The 20163-nt window shown below is 71.3% G+C and carries 17 protein-coding genes; 7 read left to right on the top strand and 10 right to left on the bottom strand.

Features of this window, described 5'->3' with window-relative positions; translation table 11 throughout:
* Positions 1 to 6 precede the first annotated feature (6 nt).
* From OG252_RS06920 to OG252_RS06900, 5 genes are read right to left on the bottom strand one after another with little or no spacing between them, the layout of a single operon-like run.
* Positions 7 to 1212: a type III PLP-dependent enzyme gene (locus OG252_RS06920; RefSeq protein WP_329334493.1), complete on the bottom strand. Its 1206-nt coding sequence runs from the start codon at positions 1210 to 1212 to the stop codon at positions 7 to 9.
* Positions 1209 to 2999, bottom strand: coding sequence for an IucA/IucC family protein (locus tag OG252_RS06915; RefSeq protein WP_329334491.1), 1791 nt, complete (start codon positions 2997 to 2999; stop codon positions 1209 to 1211). The genes OG252_RS06920 and OG252_RS06915 overlap by 4 nt, the downstream gene beginning before the upstream one ends.
* Complete coding sequence (locus OG252_RS06910; protein WP_329334489.1) at positions 2999 to 3244, bottom strand: hypothetical protein; 246 nt, start codon at positions 3242 to 3244, stop codon at positions 2999 to 3001. Before OG252_RS06910 ends, OG252_RS06915 begins: the two co-directional genes overlap by 1 nt.
* Positions 3241 to 5067, bottom strand: coding sequence for an IucA/IucC family protein (locus OG252_RS06905; protein WP_443068390.1), 1827 nt, complete (start codon positions 5065 to 5067; stop codon positions 3241 to 3243). Before OG252_RS06905 ends, OG252_RS06910 begins: the two co-directional genes overlap by 4 nt.
* A complete protein-coding gene (locus OG252_RS06900) occupies positions 5064 to 6236 on the bottom strand; it encodes an ATP-grasp domain-containing protein (protein ID WP_329334487.1) in 1173 nt (390 codons plus the stop codon). The genes OG252_RS06905 and OG252_RS06900 overlap by 4 nt, the downstream gene beginning before the upstream one ends.
* A 343-nt stretch (positions 6237 to 6579) precedes the next feature.
* On the opposite strand from OG252_RS06900, the gene OG252_RS06895 reads away from it, so the two are divergent.
* Positions 6580 to 7425 carry a (2Fe-2S)-binding protein gene (locus OG252_RS06895; RefSeq protein WP_329334485.1) on the top strand — a complete coding sequence of 282 codons (846 nt, stop codon included), beginning with the start codon at positions 6580 to 6582 and terminating at the stop codon, positions 7423 to 7425.
* A gap of 13 nt (positions 7426 to 7438) precedes the next feature.
* On the opposite strand, the gene OG252_RS06890 is transcribed toward OG252_RS06895, so the two are convergent.
* A complete protein-coding gene (locus OG252_RS06890; RefSeq protein WP_329334483.1) occupies positions 7439 to 9193 on the bottom strand; it encodes an ABC transporter ATP-binding protein in 1755 nt (584 codons plus the stop codon).
* Positions 9194 to 9364: 171 nt separating this feature from the next.
* Here OG252_RS06890 and OG252_RS06885 point away from each other — a divergent pair, with 171 nt between their 5' ends.
* The 6 genes from OG252_RS06885 (at position 9365) to OG252_RS06860 (ending at position 15460) form a co-directional block, all read left to right on the top strand.
* Entirely contained in the window at positions 9365 to 10453 is a 1089-nt protein-coding gene (locus tag OG252_RS06885) for an S-(hydroxymethyl)mycothiol dehydrogenase (RefSeq protein WP_266451298.1), read from the top strand.
* Entirely contained in the window at positions 10453 to 11082 is a 630-nt protein-coding gene (locus OG252_RS06880) for an MBL fold metallo-hydrolase (protein WP_266451299.1), read from the top strand. The genes OG252_RS06885 and OG252_RS06880 overlap by 1 nt, the downstream gene beginning before the upstream one ends.
* Positions 11083 to 11280: 198 nt before the next feature.
* A complete protein-coding gene (locus OG252_RS06875; protein ID WP_329334480.1) occupies positions 11281 to 12195 on the top strand; it encodes an SDR family oxidoreductase in 915 nt (304 codons plus the stop codon).
* 299 nt (positions 12196 to 12494) lie between these two features.
* The gene (locus tag OG252_RS06870) at positions 12495 to 13292 is read left to right on the top strand and encodes an SDR family NAD(P)-dependent oxidoreductase (protein WP_329334478.1); all 798 of its coding nucleotides are present in this window, start codon (positions 12495 to 12497) and stop codon (positions 13290 to 13292) included.
* A gap of 71 nt (positions 13293 to 13363) precedes the next feature.
* Complete coding sequence (locus OG252_RS06865; RefSeq protein ID WP_329334476.1) at positions 13364 to 14641, top strand: MFS transporter; 1278 nt, start codon at positions 13364 to 13366, stop codon at positions 14639 to 14641.
* 123 nt (positions 14642 to 14764) lie between these two features.
* Positions 14765 to 15460 (top strand): L,D-transpeptidase family protein, encoded by a 696-nt coding sequence (locus OG252_RS06860; RefSeq protein ID WP_266451303.1) that lies wholly within the window; start codon positions 14765 to 14767, stop codon positions 15458 to 15460.
* Positions 15461 to 15492: 32 nt separating this feature from the next.
* Here the strand turns inward: OG252_RS06860 and OG252_RS06855 are convergent, their stop codons facing one another.
* The 4 genes from OG252_RS06855 to OG252_RS06840 are packed head-to-tail and all read right to left on the bottom strand — an operon-like array spanning position 15493 to position 19995.
* Positions 15493 to 16695 (bottom strand): Gfo/Idh/MocA family protein, encoded by a 1203-nt coding sequence (locus OG252_RS06855; RefSeq protein WP_266451304.1) that lies wholly within the window; start codon positions 16693 to 16695, stop codon positions 15493 to 15495.
* Between the two features lie 38 nt (positions 16696 to 16733).
* A complete protein-coding gene (locus OG252_RS06850) occupies positions 16734 to 18077 on the bottom strand; it encodes an ABC transporter substrate-binding protein (RefSeq protein ID WP_329334473.1) in 1344 nt (447 codons plus the stop codon).
* A 9-nt stretch (positions 18078 to 18086) separates the two neighbouring features.
* On the bottom strand, positions 18087 to 19013 hold the full coding sequence (locus OG252_RS06845; protein ID WP_329334471.1) for a carbohydrate ABC transporter permease: 927 nt from the start codon (positions 19011 to 19013) through the stop codon (positions 18087 to 18089).
* Between the two features lie 16 nt (positions 19014 to 19029).
* A complete protein-coding gene (locus OG252_RS06840) occupies positions 19030 to 19995 on the bottom strand; it encodes a carbohydrate ABC transporter permease (protein ID WP_266451307.1) in 966 nt (321 codons plus the stop codon).
* Between the last annotated feature and the right edge of the window lie 168 nt (positions 19996 to 20163).

Genomic DNA, 20163 nt, shown 5'->3' with positions numbered 1-20163 from the left:
TGCGTCTCATCGCGCGGGAGGGGCGTCCAGGAAGTGGAAGCCGGGCCGGGGGTGCATCAGGAAGTCGTGGTGGGAGATGTTCCACGCGTAGGCACCTGTCAGCGAGAACGCCACCCGGTCACCGGCCTTCAGCCCGGGCGCGGGCACGCGTCGGGCCAGCACGTCCTTCGGTGTGCACAGCTGTCCGGCCAGGGTGATCCGCTCGCCCACGGACTCCGATCGCGGCCACGGATGCGGCCAGGCGTCCACCGGAAGTACGGAACACGGCTGGTCGTGCCCCTTCGTCGCCGGGGTGCGCAGATGGTGGGTGCCGCCCCGGACGACGGCGAACTCCTCGCCGTGACTGCGCTTCACGTCCAGTACCTCCGTGGCGTACCAGCCGCAGTACGCCGTCAGGGCCCGCCCCGGCTCGATGCGCAGGGTGAGTCCGGGGTGCGCCTCGGTCAGCCGGGCGAGGCCCTTGCCGTACGCGGCCCAGTCGAAGCGGTGTCCGGGACGGGTGTAGTCGACGGTCATGCCGCCGCCGACGTTCACCTCGGCGAGCGGCACACCGAGGTCCGTCGCCCACGAGACGACGGACTCGGCCACGGCCAGCTGCTCGACCGCCGCCAGGCCGCTCGCCAAGTGGGCGTGGACGCCGCGCAGTTCGAGGTGCGGGTAGGTGCCGTCGGCGAGCGCGCGGACTGCTTCGAGAGCCTGGGCGGGGTCCATACCGAAGGGTGTGGGCCTGCCGCCCATCGCCAGCGAGCTGCCCGCCAACGAGCCGTCGGCGACCGGCAGGTTGACACGGGGCAGCACCGGCACCCGCCGCCCCGGAGCGACGCGCCGCGCCAACTCGGCCAGCATGCGCAGCTCGTACATGCTCTCCACGTGGAAGCGTTCGACTCCCTGCTCCAGCGCGGCCGTCACCTCGTCCGGCGTCTTGCCGGGACCCCCGAAGGCGAGCGGCCGACCCGGTACCGCCCCGGCGACGTGGGCGAGTTCACCGCCCGAGGAGACCTCGTAGCCGTCGACGTACGGACCGAGCGCGCCGAGGATCTCCGGCTCGGGGTTGGCCTTCGCGGCGTAGTACAGCTCGACCCGCTCCGGGAGCGCGGCCCGCACGGCGGCGACGTGGGTGCGCAGTGCGGCCAGATCGTAGACGTACGCGGGAAGTTCACTGGACGGCAGGGACAGAACGCGGTCGCGGACCGCGGGCGTCGGATCGGTCATCGGGTGCTCCCGGTCGTGTCGCGCAGGATGCCCTCGGCGAGAGGGGACGGCAGCCGGACGTATCCGGCCGCGCGGTCGGCCTTGCGCTCCCAGCGGGTGAGCAGGTTGGCCTTGGCGGGCAGCGGCACCCCGGCGAGCAGGGCGGCCAGGCGCGGCGGACAGCCGCTCCGGTCGGCGTACGCCCGCAGGGTGTCCCGCATCCGGCCCCACAGCGCGGCCTCGGCCCGCGGGTGCAGGTCGGCGAGGGCGGCGAGCAGCTCGGCGGCATGGTTGACCAGCAGGCAGTACACCACCCGGTCCCAGCCGCGCTGTGCGTCGTACGTCATCGGACCCGCGACCTCGGGCGGCAGCGCGGCGAGCGTGTCCGCGTGGTGCTCGGGGACCAGCTTGGCGCCCTCCAGGTCGCGGAAGAGGACCTGGACGGGCATGCCGTCGCCGTCGACGCCGATGACGACGTTCTGCAGGTGCGGCTCCAGGACCAGTCCGTGGTCGAAGTAGGCGGCCAGGACCGGCGGGAGGAGGAGGCCGAGGTACGCCGACCACCAGTCCAGGGCCCGCCGCTCGTCCGCACCGGCCAGGAGGCGGGAGATGTGGGCGGCGCCGGTCGGGTACTCGTCGGCGACCGCGGCGGCCAGCAGGGGAGTGGTGCCGGGCGCGAGCCGGCGCGGCAGGCCTTCGCGGACGATGACGCCGAAGCCCTCCAACAGCGCCCGGTCCGGTGTCCCGTCGGGGCCCGGGAGGGCGAGCGAGCGGTAGGCGGGCTCGCGGAGCACGGCGCTGCCGGGGAAACGCTCGGCGAGGTCGGCGAGTGCCGGGGCCAGGGCGCGGGTGAGGGCGACCGCGCCGGACAGCTCGTAACTGCTGTTCTTACGCACGCAGTTGGTGATCCGCACGTTGAGGCTGAACTTCAGGAACGTCTCGCCGTCGTACAGCGTGCGCACGGAGGCGGTCGCGGCGAAGGGCTGTCCGCCGGGTCCGAGGTCGAGGATGTCACCGGCCGCGAGGGCGGCGCGCAGCGCGGGGTGCTCGCCGAGTGTCTCGTACTGCCAGGGGTGGGCGGGCAGCAGCCGGTAGCCGTCCGGGACGTCCTCGCGCTGCCGGTCCAAGGGGGCGACGGCCGCGGGGTCGGTGTACTCCTCGGCGATCAGGTGGCTGCGGACCGCGAGGTGGCGCAGCGGGAAGGCGGCGCCCGCCTCCGGGGCGTACGCGGACCAGGCGCGCGGGTCGCCGGTGCGGGCCTTGGGTGTCGGGTGGAAGCGGTGCCCGAACAGCAGCGACTGCTCGGAGGCGAGGTAGGCCGACAGCCGGTCCTCCGGGGCTCGGTCGGCATGTACGGCGGTGTCGGCCCGTACGGCCGTCAGGGCGGTCCTGATCGCCGAGTGGCTGGAGGCGATCTGCTCCAGGAACTCCTCGTTGCGCACGCCGGTGCGCAGCCACAGCTCGTCGTGGGTGCACTCGGCCAGGCGTCGCCAGTCCATCTCCGCCCAGCCGCCCTCGCGCCGCTCGCTCACCGGGCCGGTGAACCGGTGTGCGCCCAGCAGCGAGGTGCGGCGCAGCGCGACGCGCAGCAGGACACCGCGGCGCGGCAGCCGCAGCAGCAGCCGGCCGTCGGTCACGACGGACTGGCGTTCGGGGCCAGACACCTCGCGCAGCAGACAGTTGAGGAGCGTATGGGCCACCGCCTCGTCGGCGGTGGGCAGTGCGGCGGGAGCGACGGGCGTCCGCCCGGGCTCGAACGAGGTCGAGAGCTTCGGGGAGCTCGCGGGCGAGTGGGTCAGCGAGGGCATCAACGGCTCCAGCGGGTGCGGAACTTCAGCGGGGGGAAGGTGACGGCGAGGACGATGACGGCGGCAGCGGCACCGCCGGTCAGTACGGGTGCGGCCGGACCGAAGCGGGCACTGTCCGCCGCCACGGCCACGCCGGCCGGTGGCCCCAGCGCCGCGAAGGACGACACGAAGCAGCAGCCCGCCACCGCGTGCACCCGGCCCCGGCCGGGTGAGGACCGCGCCAGGCGCAGGGCTTCGGCGCTCATGCGCGATCCCGGGCGTTCAGCAGGTAGTTGGGGCCGGTGGTGTAGTGCTTGTTGATGTCGGCGGCGCCCGACCGCTCCTTGGACAGCAGGGTCCCGGCCGTGACCATCGCCTTCACCGGCAGCGTCGGCGCGTCCAGCACGCGGGCGCGCAGCGCCGCCCCGGCGTCCCCTGCCTCTGCCTCTGCCGCGAGCCTGTCGACGGCCTCCGTCAGCCGCTCCCGCACCAGCCCCAGCAGCGTGGTCAGTGGGGCGCGACCCCGCCGGGCGAGCCCGAACGCGTAGGCGCCCGCGCACAGATGGACGGTGATGGTGGCGAAGAGGTCGGCGACCGGCCCGTCGCCCCGGCCGAGGGTCCGTACGTCGTCGAAGCCCCACGGCCCGGGGAGTACGGCGTCCAGCCGTTCGGTGTTGACCCGGGGACCGTCGTTGTCCTTGAACAGCAGCCGCACACTGCCCGGTCGTAGCACCAGCGAGATGTTCTGCTGATGCGACTCCAGCGCGATCCCGTACCCGAACAGGGTCGTCTGCCAGTCGAACAGCAGCGTCAGACAGGCGTCGAGGAGAGCGAGGGGGTCCCCGTCGTGGAAGCGGTCGGCGAGGTGGTCGACGACCGGCCGTCCGTCGGGGGCCTCGGCGAGGAGCGCCGCCATCGGTACGACCACCGAGTCGTCGAGCCCGGCCGGATACAGGCGGCACAGGACGGCGAGCAGCTCGTGCCCGGCGTGTGCGTACGTGGTCTCGTCGGCGTGCAGGATGGTGTCCCGGAAACGGGGTTCACGGGCGATCACCGCCTCCAGCAGCCGCTGCCCCACCGCACCGTCGACGAGCGTCCCGGGTTTCACGGACCGTTTGTTGCGCAGGCCCAACGTGGCCGTGGCCAGGGGCAGTTTGAGATGCAGGGCCGGATCCGCGACCGTTGCCACGGTACGCATCGACAGCGTCGGGACGACGTCGAGGTGGGGCCGGCCGACGAGCACGGCGCTGTCCGCGAGGCCGGTGGTCCGCAGCGCCTCGTCGAGCGGGGCGCCGAGCGTCAACGGGTGGACCGGTAACGTCAGATGGGTGCTCTGCAGCTCGGGCAGACCGAGCACCGCCGGTGACGGCCAGACCTCCGGAAGCGTCCCCGTCAGGGTGACCGCGTCCCGGGGCACGGCGAGCCAGCGCAGCGCGAACCGGGGATGGAACTCGGGTGCGTACGCGCGCAGTTGGGCATCGGTGAGCCCCGCACGTCCGCGTGCCGTCGGGTAGACGGGGTGGTCGAGCCGGGCGGCGAGCGTGTCGTACGCCAGTCCGGCGGTCAGGCCGGTCCAGCGTGCCGGGTCGGCGCCGTGCCGGGCGGTCAGCAGCCCGGCCACCCGCGTCCGCGTCGCCGCGTGCAGCCGCAGTGTGGCCAGCGTCTGCCGGCACTCCTCGGCGAACGCGTCGAAGCCGCCCCGGTCCTCGGGCTCGGCGAGCGCACGCAGCGCGCCGAGCACGCTGTCGTACGAGGTCAGCTCGATGCCGTCCGACTCGCGCACGAGGAGCGGCAGCCGGGCGGCGTACACGCACTGGTAGCCGTCCTCGGCGACCGGCAGCAGCAGGGCGTCGCCCTCCGGTGTCGCAAGGCGCAGCCAGTCGCCGTCCGGCCGGTGCGCGAGCGTGCTCCGGGTGCGCAGCCCGACAACGTCCTCGCGCAGAAGGGCGCTCAGCACGCGGGTGAGCAGCTCCGCGGCGCAGGGGTCCGTGGGGGCGGGCGCGGTTGCGGGCGGATCGGTGGTCGCAAAGGTCGCAGCGGTCGTAGGGGGCGTAGCGGGCGCGGCCGGACCGGCCGTCGGCGCGGTCACGGCTGGATCTCCCAGTGCCGGGCGGCCAGGAACTCGGCCGAGACGCGGTCCACCGTCGACTGGTCGGTGCCGGCGGCCCGCAGGACACCGAGATAGTCCCGGTTGGTGCGGTACAGCTCGTGCCGCTCGCCCACCGCACGCAGTGGACGGTACGTCAGATGCACGTCGCCGACGGTGAGTTCGGTGGCGGCGGGGGCCCCGACGAGGGTTCCGGCGCGGTCGGCGCACGGGTACTCCACGCGCGCGGCCCCGTCACGGCGGGCGCCCAGGTCGGCGGGGAGCGGCTCGCCCAGGTGGGTGCGCAGGATGTGCTCGAAGAGCGGTACCTCCAGCAGCCGGGCCAGCAGCAGGTCGCACTGGTCGCCGATGGCACGGTAGTTGACCTCGATGATCCGCGCCCGGCCCGCGTCCAGCACGAACTCGGTGTGACAGGCTCCGAACCCGACGCCGAGCGCGTCCAGTTGTGCCAGGACCTGCGTGACGACCGGCTCGGGGTGGGCCGGGAGGAAGGTCATGCTCTCCTCGACGAAGTACGGCGGCGCCGACAGCTGGGTGTGGAAGCCGCCCAGGACATGGCGGGCGGCGCCGTCGCCGAGGGTCTCCAGGGTGTACAGCTCGCCGGGGAGGTACTCCTCCACGACCAGGACGGCACCCGGGCGCCGGTCAAGGATCTCCTTGGAGCAGGCGACCAGTTCTTCGGCGTTCTCGACGAGGACGACGTCCTCGCTGGCCACGCCCTCGCGCGGCTTGAGCACACAGGGGTACGGCGCGTCGAGCGCGGCGGGTTCGGTGAGCTCGGCCGACCACACGCGGTCCATGCCGGCCGCGGCGAGCCGGCGGCGCATCTCGGCCTTGTCCTTGGTGCGCAGCGTGGCCCGCCAGTCCTTGCCGGGAAGGCCGAAGTAGGCGGCGGCCAGGGCGGCCTGGGTCTGGAGGTGGTCGCTGTTGGTGAAGACGGCGTCGGGCCGGTGGTGCGGGGAGATCCGGGTGATCACGGCCCGGAAGTCACGGACGTCGCACCCCAGGATCTCGACGTCCGGATACGTGGCACGGTGCGCGGCGGGCTGGTCGGTGAGGACGGTGACGTCCAGGCCCAGCCGGGCGGCGGCGGGCAGGAAGCCCTCGGTGACGGAGTCGGTCGGGTTGAGGGCGAGCAGGTACAGACGCATGACTGAGGAACAACTTCCGCTAGCGGGCGGGGGCCGGGGCGAGCCGCGTCCGCGAGCATCTGATCCGCGCCCCGCGCAAGGGCTCCGAAACCGGCCGGGAAGAGAGGCATGTGCCTGAGGGCACGAAAGGGCACACCTGTGTCGGGTGCGCCCGGGTGGGTCGCAGTCACGAGGCGTGAGCTTAGGTGAGGCTTGCTTTAGTTCTCAAATGGCCATGGCGCCCCTGTGACGTGCGGGTTCTCGGGTCGGGGCAGGAGGACCCCTTTGATCAGCTCGCCATGATCTTATGGGTAAGGTAAGCCTTGCCTATCTCGATCCGCCGATTTCCTGCTCTGGAGCGCCGATGTCCGTGGCCCTGACGATCCCGCCGGACCGTGCCGTCTCCCACGCCCTCGCCGACGCGTACCGGCGACTGTCCGACGCCTGCGAGGCGCTCGCCGTACGGATCGGGGAACCGGGCGACGGGGGCGCTCAAGCAGGCGTGTCGGCAGCGGAACTGACGTCGGATCCCAGCGCGCTGGACGCCTTCGTCGATGCCGAGGCAGCCCGGATCGAGGACCGCTATGGGATCGTCCCGCGCCGCCATGTCGCCGCCTCCCGCGCCCTGCACGACTACGCCTGGTCCGTCGGGCTGCTGATGGGCGGGGTCTGGTATCTCGACCGGCGGGTGCCCCGGATCCGCCCCGAGGATCTCCGCCTGGACCTCGCCTCCGGCAGCTTCGTGATCACCCCCGGCAGCGAGCTCGCCTGTCTCGCCGGCGACCCCGCGGCCGCTCTGCCCGGTGTGCTGACGCTCCCTCAGGAGGAGCAGCTGCGGGCCGCGTTGAGGATGGCGGTCGCCGATCACATGCGCCCGCTGCTGGCCGCGATCGGCCCGACCGTACGACGCGGCGCGCGCACCCTGTGGGGCATGGTCTCCGACGACCTCGTCTCCGGCATCTGGTACCTCGGCCGGATGCTCGGCCAGGAGGGCGACGCCCTGCGGGCCGCCACCGAGGTCCTGCCGGCCCCCGTGCCGCCGTACCCCTCCGGCGCCGACTTCCGCCAGCTGGTCGGCGACGACGGCCGACGGCACGTCACCCGCACCCGCGCCGGCTGCTGCATGTTCTACGCGATCCGCCCGGCCGAGGCCTGCGTGACCTGCCCCCGCACCGGCGACGCGGAACGGCTGCGCCGACTCGAGAACTGAGCGGCCGGACGGCTCACCCGGCCGTCGCCAGGAACTGCGTGGCGGCCAGCTCCGCGTACAGCGGGTCGGCGGCGACCAGTTCACGATGGGTGCCCACGGCCCGTACCCGCCCCGCGTCCATCACGACGATCCGGTCCGCCATGGTCACCGTCGACAGCCGGTGCGCCACCACGAGCACCGTCGTCGTACGGGCGACGTCCGCGACGGTGTCGCGCAGCGCCGCCTCGTTCACCGCGTCCAGCTGCGAGGTGGCCTCGTCCAGGAGGAGCAGCCGCGGGCGCCGCAGCAGGGCGCGGGCGATGGCGACCCGCTGGCGCTCGCCGCCCGACAGCCTGGTCCCGCGATGCCCGACGAGCGTGTCGAGACCGGCGGGCAGCCGGGCGACCATCGCGTCGAGCCGGGTCGTCTTCACCACCCGTGCGACCGCGTCCTCGTCGGCCTCCGGGTTGCCCAGCAGCAGATTGTCCCGCAGCGAACCCGACAGGACGGGGGCGTCCTGTTCCACGTAGCCGATGGCGGAACGGAGCCGGGGCAGATCCCAGTCCGCGAGGTCCCGGCCGTCCAGCGTCACGGTCCCGGACTCCGGGTCGTAGAACCGCTCGATGAGCGAGAAGACGGTGGTCTTGCCCGCCCCGGACGGCCCGACGAACGCCGTCATGCCCTGCGCGGGCACGTCGAAGGTCACCCCGTGATGGACGTACGGCAGGTCCTCGGCGTACCGGAACCGGACGTCCGCGAAGGCGACGGACGCGGGCTCCGCGCCCGTGGACGGCAGCGGCGCGGGCTCGGCCGCCGGTTCGGCGGGCAGCCGCATCGCCTCCTGGATGCGGGTGAGGGCGGCGGCGCCCGTCTGGTACTGCGTGATGGCGCCGACGACCTGCTGGATCGGCGACATGAGGTAGAACACGAACAGCAGGAACGCCACCAGCGTGCCCACGTCGATCGCCCCGGTCGCCACCCGCGCCCCGCCGGCCGCGAGCACCGTGATGAACGCGATCTGCATGGCCAGCCCCGCCGTGTTGCCCGCCGCCGCCGACCACTTGGCGGCCCGCACGCTCTGCCGCCACGACTCCTCGGCCGCCTCGTGCAGCGTCCGCTCCTCCCGGTGCTCGGCGCCGGACGCCTTCACCGTGCGCAGCGCGCCGAGTATCCGCTCCAGCGAGGCCCCCATCACGCCGACCGCGTCCTGCGCCTGCCGGCTCGCCCGGTTGATGTGCGGCACGATCACTCCGAGAACCGTGCCCGCACCCGCGATCACCGCCATCGTCACGCCGAGCAGTACCGGATCCACCAGGCCCATCATGACCACCGTCGCGACCAGCGTGAGCCCGCCGGTGCCCAGGCCCACCAGCGAGTCCGTGGTGACCTCGCGCAGCAGGGTGGTGTCCGAGGTGATCCTGGCCATCAGGTCGCCCGGCTCGCTGCGGTCCACGGCCGTGATCCGCAGCCGCAGCAGATACGACGACAGGCTGCGCCGCGCGCCGAGCACCACCGACTCGGCGGTACGGCGCAGCACGAACGAACCCAGCGCCCCCAGGGCCGCGTTGGTGATCACCAGCCCCGACATGAGGACCAGCCAGCCGGTGATGGCCCGGTCGTGCGACAGGTCGTCGATCAACTCCCGTGCCACCAACGGAAGCATCAGCCCCGTGGCCCCCGTGACGAGCGAGAGCGCGGCGCCCGCCAGCAGCGCCCACCGGTGTGGCCGTACGTATCCGAGGATCAGCCGCCACGCGGGCGGTCCGGTCTCGGTCTCTGCGATGCTCACGGCACTCCTTCTGGCCTGCGGCGGGCGGGGCATTCAGGCTACGTCGGCGCCCCGGACGGATTCCCGGCCCAAGGCCGGCACCTGCTTTGTAAGGATGTCGTGCCGTTACTGATCAGTTGTGCGTAGGGTCGGAGCAGGGACGGACACGAGTCGATGGAAGGGGCCGGCACCATGGCGCAGGAAGTACGCGGCGTGATCGCACCGGGCAAGGACGAGCCGGTGCGAGTGGAGACGATCGTGGTGCCGGATCCCGGCCCCGGTGAGGCCGTGGTGCAGGTGCAGGCCTGTGGGGTCTGTCACACCGACCTGCACTACAAGCAGGGCGGTATCAGCGACGACTATCCCTTCCTGCTCGGGCACGAGGCGGCCGGTGTCGTCGAGTCGGTCGGCGAGGGGGTGACCGACGTCGCCCCCGGCGACTTCGTGATCCTCAACTGGCGTGCGGTGTGCGGGCAGTGCCGGGCCTGTCTGCGCGGTCGGCCGTGGTACTGCTTCGACACCCACAACGCCGACCAGAAGATGACCCTCGCCTCGACCGGCCAGGAACTGTCCCCGGCGCTCGGGATCGGCGCGTTCGCCGAGAAGACCCTGGTGGCGGCCGGCCAGTGCACGAAGGTGGACCCGTCGGTCTCGGCACAGGTGGCGGGCCTGCTCGGCTGTGGCGTGATGGCCGGGATCGGTGCCGCGATCAACACCGGCCAGGTCGGCCGCGGGGACACGGTCGCCGTCATCGGCTGCGGCGGCGTCGGCGACGCGGCGATCGCCGGGGCGAACCTGGCGGGCGCGGCGAAGATCATCGCCGTCGACATCGACGACCGCAAGCTGGAGACCGCGCGCTCGATGGGCGCCACCCACACGGTCAACTCCCGCGAGACCGATCCGGTGGAGGCGATCCGTGAGCTGACCGGCGGGTTCGGCGCGGACGTGGTCATCGAGGCGGTCGGCCGCCCGGAAACCTACAAGCAGGCCTTCTACGCCCGCGACCTGGCCGGCACGGTCGTCCTGGTCGGCGTGCCCACCCCTCAGATGAAGCTCGAACTGCCGTTGCTGGACGTGTTCGGGCGCGGTGGTGCGCTGAAGTCGTCCTGGTACGGCGACTGCCTGCCCTCCCGCGACTTCCCCATGCTGATCGACCTGCACCTCCAAGGCCGCCTGGACCTGGGCGCGTTCGTGACCGAGACGATCGCACTCACCGACGTGGAGAAGGCCTTCGAGCGGATGCACGGCGGCGACGTCCTGCGCTCGGTGGTGGTGCTGTGATGGCCGCCCGCATCGAACGCCTCGTGACCTCCGGACAGTTCACGCTCGACGGCGGCACCTGGGACGTCGACAACAACGTGTGGATCGTCGGCGACGACCACGAAGTGATCGTCATCGACGCCGCCCACGACGCCGACGCCATCGTCGAGGCCGTCGGCGACCGCCGGCTGACCGCCATCGTGTGCACCCACGCCCACAACGACCACATCGACGCCGCGCCCGCCCTCGCCGAGCGCACCGGAGCCACCATCTGGCTCCACCACGACGACCTGCCGCTGTGGAAGCAGACCCACCCGGACCGGGACCCCGACGCCTGGCTCCAGGACGGCCAGGTCATCGAGGCCGCCGGCGCCGACCTGCGCGTCCTGCACACCCCCGGGCACGCGCCCGGCGCGGTCTGCCTCCACGACCCGGGCCTCGCCACCGTCTTCACCGGCGACACCCTCTTCCAGGGCGGCCCCGGCGCCACCGGCCGCTCCTACTCCCACTTCCCGACGATCATCGACTCGATCCGCGACCGCCTGCTGGCGCTCCCGCCCGAGACGAAGGTCCTCACCGGCCACGGCGACCCGACGACCATCGGGGCGGAGGCACCGCACCTGCAGGAGTGGATCGCCCGTGGCCACTGACGAGGCCGCCGCGCCCGCCGACGACATCGTGCGCCTGCACGGTGTGGGCTGCGGGACTTCGTCCACGCTCCGCGCGGCTGGGTGAAGTCGCCCTGAAAGCCGGGTGACCTCGCCCGGAAAGACGACAGAAGATGTCCGGCTTACCCGGCACCCTCGTAGCGAGAACGATCGTACGGACAGGGAAACGGGAGGCCGGACATGCCGGAAGAGCTGAAGGACAGGGTCGCACTGGTCGCCGGGGCGACCCGGGGAGCCGGGCGGGGCATCGCCGTGGAGCTCGGGGCGGCCGGCGCCACGGTGTACGTCACCGGCCGCAGCACCCGCACCCACCGCTCCGAGTACGACCGCCCCGAGACCATCGAGGACACCGCCGACCTCGTCACCGAGGCCGGCGGCCACGGCATCGCCGTACCCACCGACCACCTCGACCCGGCCCAGGTCCGCACCCTCGTCGACCGCATCGCGGGCGAACAGGGCCGCCTCGACGTCCTCGTCAACGACGTCTGGGGCGGCGAGACCCTCTTCGCCTGGGACACCCCCGTCTGGGAGCACGACCTCGACAAGGGCCTGAGACTGCTCCGGCTCGCCGTCGAGACGCACGCGATCACCAGCCACCACGCCCTGCCGCTGCTCCTGCGCCACCCCGGCGGGCTGGTGGTCGAGATGACCGACGGCACCGCCGAATACAACCGCGACACCTACCGCGTCAACTTCTTCTACGACCTCGCCAAGGCGTCCGTGCTGCGGATGGCCTTCGCCCTCGCCCACGAACTCGGACCTCGCGGCGCCACCGCCGTCGCCCTCACCCCCGGCTGGCTGCGGTCCGAGATGATGCTCGACAACTTCGGCGTACGTGAGGACAACTGGCGCGAGGCCACCACCCGCGTCCCGCACTTCGCCATCTCCGAGACACCCCGCTACGTGGGCCGGGCCGTGGCCGCCCTCGCCGCAGACCCCGACGTGGCGCGATGGAACGGCCAGTCCCTCTCCAGCGGCGGGCTGGCCCAGGTGTACGGCTTCACCGACCTCGACGGCAGCCGCCCGGACGCCTGGCGCTACCTCGTCGAGGTGCAGGACGCGGACAAGCCGGCGGACACGACCGGCTACCGCTGAGGTGTCGCGTCGCCCGAGGGCAGCGGCCAGCTCGCCGCATGCCCCGGCGGCGGCAGCGCCAGATCCTCCCGCACGGCGGCGTAACGGCCGGGGAGCAGCCGCCGGAGTACGTCTGGCCAACGTGCCCGGCGGCCTCCCCGGACGGATCCCGGGCCTCCGTCGCCTCGGCCATCAGCGGGGCCACCTGCGCACGGTGGAACCTGGCCCGGTCGCTGCGCACGAGGGCGACGTACGAGCCGACGCGGACATGGCGGCACGGTACCTGCCCGGTTGATCGTTCCGGCACTACCTTCGGCACCATGACGCACACACAGCGCTTCGAGGGATACGGCGTTCTCGTCACCGGCGCGGCCCGCGGCATCGGCGCGGCCGTCGCCCGGCGGTTCGCCGAGGAAGGGGCACAGGTCCTGGTCACCGACGTGGACGCGCCCGCGGCGGAGCAGACCGCCGCCGCCCTGCGCCGACAAGGGCACACCGCCGAGGCCCACCCGTGTGACGTGGCCGACCGGGACGCGGTCGAGGCGGCCGTCGCGCACGCCGTCCAGACCTTCGGCGCACTCGACGTCCTCGTCAACAGTGCCGCCTGCTGCACGCCCGACGTCCCGCTCTTCGAGGACGAGCCGGACGAGGAGTGGGCGCGCGACCTCGACATCACGCTGACCGGCGCCTACCGCTGCTGCCGTGCGGCGCTCCCGCATCTGGTCGCCTCCGGCCGCGGCGCCATCGTCAGCGTCGGCTCCGTCAACGGCCTCCAGGACTTCGGCAACCACGCCTACAGCGCCGCCAAAGCAGGACTGGTGTCCCTGACCCGCACCCTCGCCGGACACGCGGCCGCGCGGGGCGTCCGCGTCAACCTGGTGGCACCCGGCACCGTACGCACCTCGGCCTGGGAGGGCCGCGACGACGACCTCGAAGCGGTGCGCGGCCTCTACCCCCTGGGCCGGGTCGGCGAGCCCGAGGACATCGCGGCGGCCGTCGCCTTCCTCGCCTCGCGCGACGCGTCCTGGATCACCGGCACCACCCTCACGGTCGACGGCGGACTCATGGCGGTCAACACGGGATTTCGTCGCGCTGTTCAAGGAGGTGAGGATGTTTAGGTAGGGATGCTTAAGTGTCCCTGTAGATCTTTTCACTTGTCCTTACGCCTTGTGCGGGGCAGCGTTCTCGTGTGCAGCCCGAATCCCCTTGGCGTACCGCCGACTTCCGCGCCCTGTTCGCCGCGACCGCGCTCAGCCAGCTCGGCACGAACATCGGCTACGTCGCCCTGCCCCTGTTGGCCGTCGCCGCACTGGACGCCGGCCCGGGACAGGTCGGTGCCCTGGCGACGCTCGGCACCCTGGCGTTCCTGCTCATCGGGCTGCCGGCCGGGGCGTGGGTGGACCGGATGCGGCACCGCCGGGTGCTGATCGCGGCGGACCTCGCACGTACCGCGCTGTTCGCCTCGATACCGCTCGCCTGGTGGCTGGACGCGCTCACGCTCGGCCAGCTGTACGCGGTCGTGCTGCTCAGCGGCTGCGCGACCGTGTTCTTCGACGTCGGCTCGCAGAGCGCCCTGCCCCAACTGGTCGACCGGGACGCCCTGGTGCCGGCGAACGCCGCCATGGTCGGCCTGCAGGCGGTGGGCAACGTCGCGGGGCGCGGCGCGGGCGGCGGCCTCGTCCAGCTCCTCGGCGCGCCCGTGGCCGTGCTGTGCACCGCGGTCGCCCATCTCGCCTCGGCCGTCCAACTCGTCTTCGTCCGGGGCAAGGAGGCCCCGTCCGGACCGGCACGGGGCACGGGGCTGGCCGCGCAGATCGCCGAGGGCCTGCGGCACGTCCTCGGCAACCGGGAACTGCGCGCGCTCGCTCTCACCGGGGCCCTCACCAACCACGGTTCCCAGCTGGTCAACACCATGCTGCCGATCCTGTTCGTGCAGGAACTCGGCCTCTCCGCAGGCGCGTTGGGCCTGTACTGGGCGGCAGGCGGCCTCGGCCTCCTGCTCGGCGCCCGCTGCGCCCGCCCCCTCGCCGCCCGCCTCGGCCACGGCCGAACGCTGGGCCTCGGAGGCCTCGTCCTGGCGCCCGCCGGACTTCTGGTCCCGCTGATCGGCCCCGGCCCCTGGCTGTGGATCGCCGGGGCGGGCTGGACGCTGGCCATGTTCAAGACCGGCGTGGACAACGTCCTCGGCGTGAGCCTGCGCCAGAGGATGACGTCCGACGACCTCCTCGGCCGTATGAACGCCACGTTCCGCTTCCTGCTGACCGGCGCGCTGGCCATCGGTGCCGCCGTGTCGGGCCTGCTCGGTGAACTGGCCGGTGTGCGGGCGGCGCTCTGGGTGGGCGGAGCCTTCCTGGCGGTGGCCTTCCTGCCGGTCTTCCTCTCGCCGGTCCGCACCCGCCGGGACCTCCCGCGTCAGCACACGGAGGCGGAGCCGGAGCCGAAGGTCGGAGAACCGGAGCCGAGGTGAGGGCGCAGGCCGCAGTACGCGAAACTTCACCGTTTTGTCACAGCCCGACCAGCCCTACAACCGACACCCCCGCACACCGGTCTAGCAGTCGAAGAAACGTCACACGCAGGGAGAGGTCGGGCCATGGGGGACATACGCAGACGGGGCGCCGTCGCACTCGGGATCACCGGACTGGTGGTTCCGCTCACGCTCGCGCTGGGCGCCACGCCCGCGCAGGCGGCGAGCTGCACCACACAGACCGGCCCTTACCAGAAGCAGGTGGAGAAGTTCCTCGGCCGGCCGGTCGACGGCAAGCAGTCCGCCGCCGACTGCAAGGCCATCCAGGGCTTCCAGAACAAGCACGGCATCACACCGAACGCCGGCTACGCGGGCCCCGTCACCTGGGGCGTGATGGACCTGATGCTGAAGCAGAAGGCCGTCGGGACCAACCCCAACAAGGCCGGCAAGTGCCCGGTCAACAAGGGCCGCATCGCCTGCGTGAACCTGACCCTCCAGCTGAGCTGGATCCAGGACGGCAAGAAGCTCGTCTACGGCCCCGTCCCGGTCCGCACCGGCCGCAACGGCTACGAGACCCGCACCGGCCTGAAGAAGATCTACTGGCGGAACATCGACCACGTCTCCAGCATCTACGACGTGCCGATGCCCTACAGCCAGTTCTTCGACGGCGGCCAGGCCTTCCACTCGGTCGGCGTCAGCATGTGGAACCCGCCCGGTTCGCACGGCTGCGTCAACATGACCAAGACCTCCGCCAAGAAGTACTGGTCGCTGCTGAAGAAGGGCGACGACGTCTTCGTGTACGGCCGCAAGCCGGGCACCTGACGCAGCCCAGGTACCCGGCCGGCACGGGACGCTCAGGCCCCCGGCGCGTCCCCGAAGTCCGGGATCTCCAGCCTGGCCCCGCCCTGCCGCGCGGAGTCGTGCGCGACGATGCCCGGCAGGGTGTAGCGGGCCGCCACCCACGCGTTCACCGACGGCAGGGTCCGCGTGTTCACGGCGGTCACGAAGTCGTCCACCAGGAAGTGGTGGCTGCCCTCGTGACCGTTGTGCAGGTTGTCGAACTCCCGCGGCAGCCGCGCCCGGTCGTGCACCGGCGCCGATCCCGAGGTGAACGCGGCCCGCAGGTCCGGCGCGATGTGCTGAAGCGACGGATCGTCAGGAGACATGGTGGGCTTGGGCTCGAGCAGCTCGCTGATGTCCTTCACCCCGTTCTTGTCCTGCCACAGGGCGACAGTGGCGAGCTGCTCCATGCTCCCCTCCGTCCCGAAGAACCGGAAACGCGACTCCCTTATGTGGGAGGGATAGCCGACCCGCCGGAACTCGTTGGTACGGAACGACCCGCCGCCCGCCACCTCGAACAGCGCGGTCGCGTTGGAGACGTCGTTGCCGAACTGGCTGACGTCCTTGTCGAACACCCCGTCCCCGCGGTCGTCGACCACTCCGATCGCCGACACGCTCACCGCGTGCGTCTGCCAGGCGCCCAGCACGCCGCCGATCGAGTGTGTCGGGTACAGCAGCGGGGGATAGCTGGCGGTCGCCTTCCAGCCCTCCCCGCCGCTGTACTGGTACGCCTCGTAGAACCCGAGATCCATGTCGTGGACGTAGTCGCCCTCGGCGTAGAAGATCCGCCCGAAGGCGCCCTCGGCGATCTGGTTGCGGGCGTGCACCGTCGCCGGGTTGTACTGGCTGGTCTCACCCATCATGTACGTCAGCCCGGTCGCCTTGACCGCGTCGATGATCGCCGCGATCTCCGCGGCGGTGATCGCCATCGGGACCGCGGAGTACACGTGCTTGCCGGCGTTCAGGCCCTGGACGACGAGCGGTCCGTGCGTCCAGCGCTGGGTGAAGATCGCGACCGCGTCGACGGCCTGCGACTCCAGCATGGCCTCGTACGAGGGGAAGGTGCCGGCGAGGCCTTCGGCGGCGGCGAGTTGCTCGGCCCGCTCGGGGAGCAGGTCGGTGACGTAGACGTCGCGGACGCCGGGATGGGCCAGGAACAGCTTGGCGAACTGGCCCGAGAACTGTCCGGCGCCGACGATGCCGAGGGAGAACGTCATGGATGGCGTGCCCTTCACTGGTCGATTGACTGGTCGATTCACTGGTCGAGAATCAGATTGATCTGGTCGTTGGTCTCGTCGAGGCTGCTCACGGGCTTGCCGTTGCCGTAGACGTCCTGCATGGCCGGGTGCATCAACGCGTACACGTCGGCCGCGTAGTTGGTGATCGGATAGGAGAAGGTCGTGAACTCCTTCTTGTCGGCGACCGGCTCGGTGAACGCCGAGACGTCGATGCCCTTCTTCTCGTACGCCGCCACCGCCGCCTTCGTGCCGTCGGGCGTGGCCGGGAAGACGATGCCGTAACTCCCCACCGTCTTCTGGCACTCGTTCGACGCCAGGTACGTCACCCACTTCTTCGCGCCCTGCTTGTTGTGGGCGTTCTTGGTGATCGAGTCGGCGAGGCCGTTCATCATGGTGGCGCGCTTGCCGGTCGGGCCGAGGGGGGTGACGGCGGTGGCGATGTCCAGCCCCTTGAAGCCGTCGTACGACGAGACCATCCAGGCCCCGTCGAAGGCGGCGGCCGCCTTGCCCGCGGCGACCTGCGTGTTGGCCTGGTTGGACGCGGAGTTGTAGTCGGTGAAGGGGGCCAGGTAGCCCTTCTTGGCCAGGCCGAAGTACCACTTGATGACCGACTGGAAGGTGTCGCTGTCGTACTGGTACTGGGTGCCCCAGCGCTTCTTGTCGGTGTAGGACCAGCCGGCGGAGGCGGTGAAGGTGCTCCACTGGGTCTGGCCGTCGCCGTCCCCGCCGCCGTTGGTGGCCAGGCCGTACACCTTGACGTTGTTCTTGTCGAAGCCGGGCTCGTCGCCCCGCCTGCCCTTGTCGTCGATCGTCAGGTGGGCGATGGCCTTCTCGAACGTGCCGCCGTCCTTCGGGTTCCAGGCCAGGTCGTTCAGCTGGTCGGCGGTGAGGCCCGCGTCGTTCGCCATCTTCCGGTTGTAGAAGAGGGCGACGGTGTCCCAGTCCTTGGGGGCGCCGTAGCGGTGGCCGTCCTGGCCCATCCAGTTGGCGGCGAGGCCCGGCTGGTAGTCGGCGTCCTGGATACCGAGATCGTCGAGCGGCTCCAGGACCTTGAGGTCGGCGAACTGGCCGAACTTCTGGATGTGGTCGGTGAACACGTCCGGCTGGGTGCCGGCGATGAAGCTCGCGGTCAGTTTCGTCCAGTAGTCGTCCCAGCCCAGCTGGGTGAGCCTCACCTTCAGCCCGGGGTTCTGCTTCTCGAAGTCCTTGGCGCACGCCTGGTAGGCGGGCAGCTGGTTGGCGTCCCACAGCCAGTACGTCACCGTGTTCGCCGACGCCCCCGTGCCGGCGCCCTGGGCGCATCCGCTCACCAGGGAGAGCGCCAGCGCTCCGGCCAGTGCCGCGACCGTACGAATTCGCATGTCGTCCCCTTACTTGATTCCGGTGAAGCTGATGGAGCCGACGATGCGGCGCGCGAAGAACCCGAACAGCACGAGCATCGGCAGGGCGGCGATGAGCGTGGCCGCCATCAGGCCCGACCAGTCGATGCCGGTCTGCGGGGTCTGCGCCCGGAAGATGGCCAGGGCCACGGTCAGCACCCGCGAGCTGTCGCTGTAGGACACCATCAGCGGCCAGAAGTAGTCGTTCCAGGAGGTGATGTACGTCAGCACGGCCAGGGTCAGGACCGGTGTGGACGCCATCGGCAGCAGCACCCGGAAGAAGATCCGCACCTTCCCGGCGCCGTCGAGGAGGGCGGCCTCCTCGACCTCCCTCGGAATGTTCATGAAGAACTGCCTCAGGAAGAACACCGCGAACGGCGTCATGAACATCGTCGGCAGGGAGATCCCGAGCAGCGTGTCCACCAGGCCGAGTTCCTTGATGAGCACGAAGTTCGGCAGCAGCGTGAAGATGGTCGGCACCATCAGCCCGGCGAGGAACAGCGCGAACACCTTGTCCCGGCCGCGCCAGCGCAACCGCGCGAAGGCGTAGGCGGCCATGGCGGAGAAGAAGATCTGGCAGACGGTGACAAGGGTCGAGACGACCAGCGAGTTGAGCAGATAGCGCCAGAACTTCAGCCCGCCGCCCGCACCGCCCTGGGCGATCGCCTCCTGGGTCGACTGCAGGCCGAGCGCTCGCTCGAAACCGCCGGTGGTCACGTCGACCGGCAGCGGGTCGGCCGGGTTGGCGGCGAGCCCGGGGTTCGAGGACAGCGCGGTGCGCAGGATCCAGTAGAACGGCAGCAGGGTGATGAGCACGATCGCGGCCATCACCGCCCAGGCCGCGATCCGCCCGGGGGAGGGCCGGCGCCTGAGGGGTCGTTCCAGTGTCCGTGTCGTCGGGGCGGTCACAGTGGCCATGTCGGACTCCTTCCGCTCAGCCGAGGTCGGACTGGCCGGCCCGGGTGAGCCGGTACTGGATGACGGTGATCGCGCTCAGGACCACGAGCAGGGCCACGGACATCGCGGACGCGTAGCCGAACTGGAAGCGGCCGAAGGCGGCGCCGTAGATGTAGAACTGGAGCACGTTGGTGGCGTTCGCCGGTCCGCCGCCGGTCGTCACGGCGACCGTGTCGAACACCTGGAACGAACCGATCACCGTCATGATCAACACGACCGCCAGGACCGGCCGCAGCAGCGGCATCGTGATCCGCCAGAACATCCGCCACTCGCTCGCGCCGTCCACCCGCGCGGCCTCGTACATGTCGCCGGGGATGGCCTGCAGCCCCGCGAACAGCAACAGCGCGGTGTAGCCGACGTGCCGCCACACATTGATCAGGGCGATCGTCGGGATCGCCCACGTCTCGTCCGCCAGGAACGGGATCCGGTCGGCACCGACCGCCGCGATGATCTCGTTGCCGATGCCGAGCTGGGTGTCCAGGATCCAGAGCCAGACGATGCCCGCGACCACGTTCGACATCAGATAGGGGGTGAGCACGATGCCGCGCAGCAGGGCGGACTGCGTCAGCCGCTGGAGCAGTACGGCGATGGCGAGGGCCGAGACCGTCTGCACACCGATGTTGATGATCACGTACTCGACGGTGACCGTCAGGGAGTCCCAGAAGATCGGGTCCTGGACCATCCGCGTGTAGTTGTCCAGGCCCACCCACTCCGCCGGCGTGAGCAGGTTGAAGCGGGTGAAGCTCAGGTAGATGCCCCGCAGCGTCGGCCAGAGCAGGAAGACCACGAATCCCAGGAGCGCCGGCGCGATGAACACCGCGGCCAGACGCCCGTCGCCCCGGTTCTCGCCGGCCCCCGCCCGGCCCGTCCTCGGTTTTGTCCGTACCCCCTCGGCGCTGCCCACTGGCAGACGCGACGGAGGGCTGCTGGAGGCGATAGTCATCGGGAGACTCCCTCGTCTACGGCGGCTCGTCCTCGGGCCATTTACTTTTGTCGCGGAAGAATCCAGCCGTCAAGGGGCGTGCAAACATCTTTTCCGGGACGCCCGGAACGCCGTAGAGTGGTCACATTGTTTTTACAGCGAAAGAAATCACTGTGGGAGTCTTGCCTA

The organism is Streptomyces sp. NBC_01352 (assembly GCF_036237295.1).
GTDB classification, from domain to species: Bacteria; Actinomycetota; Actinomycetes; order Streptomycetales; family Streptomycetaceae; genus Streptomyces; species Streptomyces plumbiresistens.
Note: the sequence above shows the minus strand (reverse complement) of the source record. Positions and strands in the feature narration are given on the sequence as shown.

Excerpts from the sequence above, each read along its gene's own strand:
- OG252_RS06845 (WP_329334471.1), bottom strand. The coding sequence starts at position 19,013 with ATGGCCACTGTGACCGCCCCGACGACACGGACACTGGAACGACCCCTC.
- OG252_RS06855 (WP_266451304.1), bottom strand. The coding sequence starts at position 16,695 with ATGACGTTCTCCCTCGGCATCGTCGGCGCCGGACAGTTCTCGGGCCAG.
- OG252_RS06880 (WP_266451299.1), top strand. The coding sequence starts at position 10,453 with ATGGCCGCCCGCATCGAACGCCTCGTGACCTCCGGACAGTTCACGCTC.
- OG252_RS06850 (WP_329334473.1), bottom strand. The coding sequence starts at position 18,077 with ATGCGAATTCGTACGGTCGCGGCACTGGCCGGAGCGCTGGCGCTCTCC.
- OG252_RS06920 (WP_329334493.1), bottom strand. The coding sequence starts at position 1,212 with ATGACCGATCCGACGCCCGCGGTCCGCGACCGCGTTCTGTCCCTGCCG.
- OG252_RS06900 (WP_329334487.1), bottom strand. The coding sequence starts at position 6,236 with ATGCGTCTGTACCTGCTCGCCCTCAACCCGACCGACTCCGTCACCGAG.
- OG252_RS06840 (WP_266451307.1), bottom strand. The coding sequence starts at position 19,995 with ATGACTATCGCCTCCAGCAGCCCTCCGTCGCGTCTGCCAGTGGGCAGC.
- OG252_RS06860 (WP_266451303.1), top strand. The coding sequence starts at position 14,765 with ATGGGGGACATACGCAGACGGGGCGCCGTCGCACTCGGGATCACCGGA.
- OG252_RS06915 (WP_329334491.1), bottom strand. The coding sequence starts at position 2,999 with ATGCCCTCGCTGACCCACTCGCCCGCGAGCTCCCCGAAGCTCTCGACC.
- OG252_RS06885 (WP_266451298.1), top strand. The coding sequence starts at position 9,365 with ATGGCGCAGGAAGTACGCGGCGTGATCGCACCGGGCAAGGACGAGCCG.
- OG252_RS06875 (WP_329334480.1), top strand. The coding sequence starts at position 11,281 with ATGCCGGAAGAGCTGAAGGACAGGGTCGCACTGGTCGCCGGGGCGACC.
- OG252_RS06910 (WP_329334489.1), bottom strand. The coding sequence starts at position 3,244 with ATGAGCGCCGAAGCCCTGCGCCTGGCGCGGTCCTCACCCGGCCGGGGC.
- OG252_RS06895 (WP_329334485.1), top strand. The coding sequence starts at position 6,580 with ATGTCCGTGGCCCTGACGATCCCGCCGGACCGTGCCGTCTCCCACGCC.
- OG252_RS06870 (WP_329334478.1), top strand. The coding sequence starts at position 12,495 with ATGACGCACACACAGCGCTTCGAGGGATACGGCGTTCTCGTCACCGGC.